Source organism: Caballeronia sp. M23-90 (assembly GCF_053574605.1).
The window spans coordinates 1-5,144 of the sequence record NZ_JBSIPA010000457.1 but is presented as its reverse complement, the minus strand read 5'-3'; the positions used below and the strand labels follow the sequence as shown (position 1 = coordinate 5,144).

The following is a 5,144-nucleotide window of genomic DNA, read 5'->3' as shown; positions in this document are numbered from 1 at the left end:
TGGGGCTTGAAGACCGCCTGACGGTGCTGACGGCCGCACCTTTGCCGGCGGGCTGGTCGGGCAAGGTGTGGGCACAGTCGCAGGGAATCGGGGCGATCGACAAGCTCGGCTTGCCGGCCGATTACCTGTTGCTGACCGATGCCGATATCCAGCATCCCGCCAATGCCGCGTCGCAGCTCGTCGCACGGGCGATTCTGGAGGATCGCGATCTTGTCTCGCTGATGGTGCGTCTGCGCTGCGATTCGACGTGGGAAAAAGCGTTGATCCCGGCGTTCGTATTTTTCTTCGCGAAGCTGTATCCGTTCTCATGGGTCAACGACGTGCAAAGCCGCACGGCGGGCGCGGCGGGCGGATGCATGATGGTCAGGCGTGCGGCGCTGGTGGAGGCGGGGGGTATCGAATCGATACGCGGTGAGCTTATCGATGACTGCAGCCTGGCTTCGCGCATCAAGTTTCGCAATGGCGTGAATGCGGCGCGTCCAATCCGTCTGGATCTCGCTGCCGACAGCGAGTCGCTGCGTCCCTATGACGACTGGCGCGAAGTCTGGAACATGATTGCGCGCACGGCCTTCACGCAACTTCGCTATTCCTCGCTGTTGCTGGCGGGCACGCTGATCGGCATGGGTGTGATCTATCTCGCGCCGCCGGTCATTGCGCTATCCATGGGCGCGAAGGGATGGCCGGCGTGGCTTGCATGGATCGCAATGTGCTGCGCCTACGCGCCAATGCTGCGGTATTACCGCCGCTCGATTTTCTGGGCGCCGCTGCTGCCGCTCGTCGCGCTGTTCTATGTCAGCGCAACGGTGGGATCGGCAGTGAGGTTCTGGAGCGGAAAAGGCGGCCAGTGGAAGGCGCGGGTTCAGGCGCCGTGATGCATTGATTTGCGCGGGCACGGTTGCTGAAAACCACGGCCTGCTTCCATCACCGTTGCGTCAGCATTGCGTACAGCTCGATCACCATATCCGGCGAAAACGAGAACGGCACCCAGCCGTGGCCCGTGTGGCGCAACACCAGCAAGCGGTCACCATTCGGATATCGCTGTGTCGCCATCACGGGGTTTTTGGTCGCGACATAACGCCAGCCGGGGGGCAAGCCGTTCGGCTGGTCGACGGTCATCGAGGCACGCGCGTTCGACAATTCCTCGATCAATTGCGACACGCCTTCGGGACTCAACGCCGCGGTCTTTCCGCCGATGGTCATCTCGATCACGTTTTTCTCGGGACGCGAGACATTCAGCGTGGGTTTTTCATCGGCCGTGGGCGCCGGATCGGGCGCGGTGGTCGCGGCGACGTCGGCTGCGGGTGAACTAGCTACAGGAGAATCAGCAGCGGGGGTGGAAGCAGCGGCCAGAATCAGCTCATCGAGGCTTGATTCCAGCGCGCCGAGCTGGTCGGTTAAGTTCATGCGGTGTATGCCTTTTCTTGCCTTGCATCGAGCCTGCGATTTTAACTGCTGCGTACTCTGCGTCGTGCCACGTGTTGTAACAAAATGCGTGTTGGCGCGCGTTAAACACAGAGCGCGCCTGCAGATCAGCGGTTCAGATAACCGTTTTCACGAAACCAGTCGAGCGCATGACTCAGGCCTTCGCCATAGGGTCGCGCGCGGTAGCCAAGCTCGCGTTCCGCTTTTGCCGACGTGAAGTACATCTTGTTTTTCGACATCCGCAATCCATCGATCGTGACGAACGGCTCCTTGCCGCTGAACTTGGCGAAGAGTTCAGCGCCGGCCGCGAGCGGATACAGCGGGCCACGCGGCAACTTGATGGTCGGTGGCTTGCGGCCGGCCAGCCCGGCGATATCGGCGAGCATTTGTTGCAGCGACAAATTCTCGCCGCCCAGGATGTAGCGCTCGCCGATCACGCCGCGTTCGAGCGCGAGAAAGTGACCGTTCGCGACGTCGTCCACATGCACGAGGTTCAGGCCGGTATCGACGAAAGCGGGGATCTTGCCGGTCGCCGCCTCCACGATGATCCGCCCGGTCGGCGTCGGCTTCACGTCGCGCGGGCCGATCGGGGTGGACGGATTCACGATCACGGCCGGCAAGCCGTCGTTCGCGACCATGCGCTCGACGGCGCGCTCCGCCAGCACCTTGCTGCGCTTGTACGCACCGATGGTCTGATGGGCTTGCGCGGGTTTGGTTTCATCGGCGATATCACCCGACGGGTTCACCTTCAGCGTCGCGACGCTGCTCGTGTAGACAATCCGTTCGATGCCTTCGGCGAGCGCCGCACGCATGGTGGCTTCGGTGCCGTCGAGGTTCGCGCGCTCGATCTCGCTCGGGTCGCGCGCCCAGATCCGGTAGTCCGCCGCCACGTGCATCAGATACCGCACGCCTTTCATGGCGGCGCGCATGGACGCTTCATCGCGCATGTCGCCATACACGACTTCGGCATCGAGACCTTCCAGGTTCTGCCGGGAACTGGTCTTGCGTATGACAACGCGGACATCGAGGCCGCGTTCCCGCGCCAGTCGCGCAACCGCCGAGCCTACGAATCCGGACGCACCGGTAACCAGCACGCGCCCACTGCGACCATGTACAGCGTCAGTCATTTTTTCCTCTGATTGGTATTGAAAGGTAACAGTTGCCCGTCTTCCGAAGCGTCGTAATCGGCCGTAGGCCCATATGTGACAAGGGCTGGCGGGTCGTGCTATGGTCCGGTGCTGCCTGTTCGGCGCCTGACAAAATCTCAACAATATTCACTCGCCAATGCATATAGACAGCAGAAACCGCTCCGTGTGGCTTTACTTTGCGATCGTCTTGATGCTGATGATCGTGTTCGCCATCGACTGGCTCACGCCGCTGAGAATCGCCATCTGGGTGTTCTACATGCTGCCGGTCGCGCTGTGCATGTGGGTCGACCGGCCGAACGTGCCGTTCATGACTGCCGGCGCAGCGTCCGTGCTGACGGTGCTGGGTTTTTACCTCACAACCGGCGACGCCGTTGTCACCACGTTCGTGCTGCAGATCAACCGGGTGATCGGCGTGATCGTGATGTTCGTGCTGGCCGGCGTGGGGCATCTCTATATCAAATCGCGGCTGAACCTGCAACGCAGCGCCTGGCTCAAGCAGGGCGAAGTCGAGGTCGGACTGCAAATTCGCGGTGAACTCACCCCTGCTGCGATTGGCGAAGGCATCCTTCGTTCGCTGGTGCCGTACGTTGGGGCGCGCGTCGGCGTGCTGTACGCGCGCAAAGGCGACGTGCTGGAGCGCATCGCGGCGTGGGCGCTGCCTGCCGACAGCGCCGTGCCGCAACGGATTACACGAGGACAGGGACTCGTCGGGCAAGTGCTCGATGAGAAAAAGGCCCTCGTTGTCACGGGAGCATCGGCGGAATTCCTGAAGGTCGGTTCAGCGCTTGGATCGGCGGCGGCGAGCCACAGCGTCGTTGCACCCATGATGGCCGACGGCGACGTGACCGGTGTGCTGGAACTGGGTTTCATTGGCGACGAAAACGCGTTCAGCGACACGCGTGAACTGCTCGACAACGCGTCCGAAGCGATGGGCATGGCGCTGCGCTCGGCGGAGTACCGGACGCGCATGGTCGAGCTGCTCGAAGAAACGCAGCGCCAGAGCGAGGAACTGCAGGTCCAGCAGGAAGAGCTGCGGGTATCGAACGAAGAACTCGAAGAGCGCGGCCGGGCGCTGATGGAAACGCAGGCGCGGCTCGAAACGCAGCAGGCCGATCTCGAACAAACCAACGTGCGGCTGGAAGAGCACACGCACAGTCTCGAGCGGCAGAAAACGGAACTCGTGCGTGCGCAAAATGAACTGGAGGCGAACGCGCTGGCGCTCGAGCGCGCGAGCCAGTACAAGTCCGAGTTCCTCGCCAACATGTCGCACGAGTTGCGCACGCCGCTCAACAGCTCGCTGATCCTCGCGAAGCTCCTGCAGGACAACAAGCACGGCAATCTCAGCGACGAACAAGTGCGCTACGCCGCGACCATTCATTCATCGAACAGCGATCTGCTGTCACTGATCAACGACATCCTGGATTTGTCGAAGGTGGAAGCGGGGCAGATGGACGTGCAGTTTGCGCCGGTTGCCATTGACGGAATGCTGCAATCGCTGCGCCAGTCGTTCGCGCCGATCGCGGATTCGAAGGGGCTGAAGCTCGTGACGGAGCGCGCCGAAGGCGTGCCGGAATATTTCGTCACGGACAATCAGCGCCTGCAGCAGGTGCTGCGCAATCTGCTTTCGAACGCCTTCAAGTTCACGGAGCGCGGGCAGGTGACGGTGTCGGTGCATAAGGCCCAGGACGACGATGACGCCTTGCGCTTCGATGTCCGCGATACCGGCATTGGCATTGCACGCGACAAGCAGGACCTGATCTTCCAGGCATTCCAGCAAGCCGATGGCACGACCAGCCGCAAATACGGCGGCAGCGGGCTGGGCTTGTCGATATCGAGGGAATTCTCGCGTTTGCTGGGCGGCTCGGTGAGCGTTTCGAGCGAGCCGGGCAAGGGCAGCGTCTTTTCGGTCACGCTGCCGTTGAGCGTGCGTGAGGGCACGGTTACTGCAAAGCTGGATGTGATCGGGCACATGGGCGAACCGGTGGAAACGTCCGAGGCTTTCGCCGAACCGCAGCATCAGGAAGCGCCCGTGCAAAGCCACGCGCCGGCGCATCTGACGGCGCAGGCGGCATCGAATATCTCCGAGCCTTCGTCGTGGCGCGCGTCGGTTGCGAGCCATCATGTTCCGCAACCCATCGCCGATGACCGCGCCAACCGCAAGCGCCCCGACCGCGTGATCCTCGCGATCGAAGACGATTTGCGTTTCGCGCAAATCCTGCACGACCTCGCACATGAACTCGAATTCGACTTCGTCCACGCGACGACTGCAACGCATGGCGTGGAACTCGCCCGCGAGTTGCAGCCGAACGGCATTCTGCTCGATGTCGGCCTGCCAGATCAATCGGGCCTGACCGTGCTCGAATGGCTCAAGCACGACCCGCTGACACGCCATATCCCCATACACGTGGTTTCATCGACGGATCATGCCGATATCGCGCTGCATCTCGGCGCACTCGGGTTTAGCCTTGCGCCGTCCCGCCGCATCCAAACTAGCGCGAACGGTCTTTCGCTCCGTAGAGATCGACGCCACATCCGTAATAAGCCGCAAAATCGCACGCCGATCATCACGTGGCA

General features: G+C 62.1%; 4 protein-coding genes. 2 read left to right on the top strand and 2 right to left on the bottom strand.

Features of this window, described 5'->3' with window-relative positions; all coding sequences use genetic code 11:
- Window positions 1-872 (top strand): glycosyltransferase (locus ACRXB1_RS29825; protein WP_449494084.1); only part of this gene is annotated, 872 nt, incomplete at its 5' end.
- A 49-nt stretch (window positions 873-921) separates the two neighbouring features.
- On the opposite strand, the gene ACRXB1_RS29820 is transcribed toward ACRXB1_RS29825, so the two are convergent.
- Both ACRXB1_RS29820 and hpnA read right to left on the bottom strand, forming a co-directional pair.
- The gene (locus ACRXB1_RS29820) at window positions 922-1,404 is read right to left on the bottom strand and encodes a hypothetical protein (protein ID WP_449494083.1); all 483 of its coding nucleotides are present in this window, start codon (window positions 1,402-1,404) and stop codon (window positions 922-924) included.
- 125 nt (window positions 1,405-1,529) lie between these two features.
- Complete coding sequence (gene hpnA / locus ACRXB1_RS29815; protein ID WP_062171716.1) at window positions 1,530-2,549, bottom strand: hopanoid-associated sugar epimerase; 1,020 nt, start codon at window positions 2,547-2,549, stop codon at window positions 1,530-1,532.
- 217 nt (window positions 2,550-2,766) lie between these two features.
- Between hpnA and ACRXB1_RS29810 the strand changes: the two genes are divergently transcribed.
- Window positions 2,767-5,144 (top strand): ATP-binding protein (locus tag ACRXB1_RS29810; protein WP_449494085.1); only part of this gene is annotated, 2,378 nt, incomplete at its 3' end.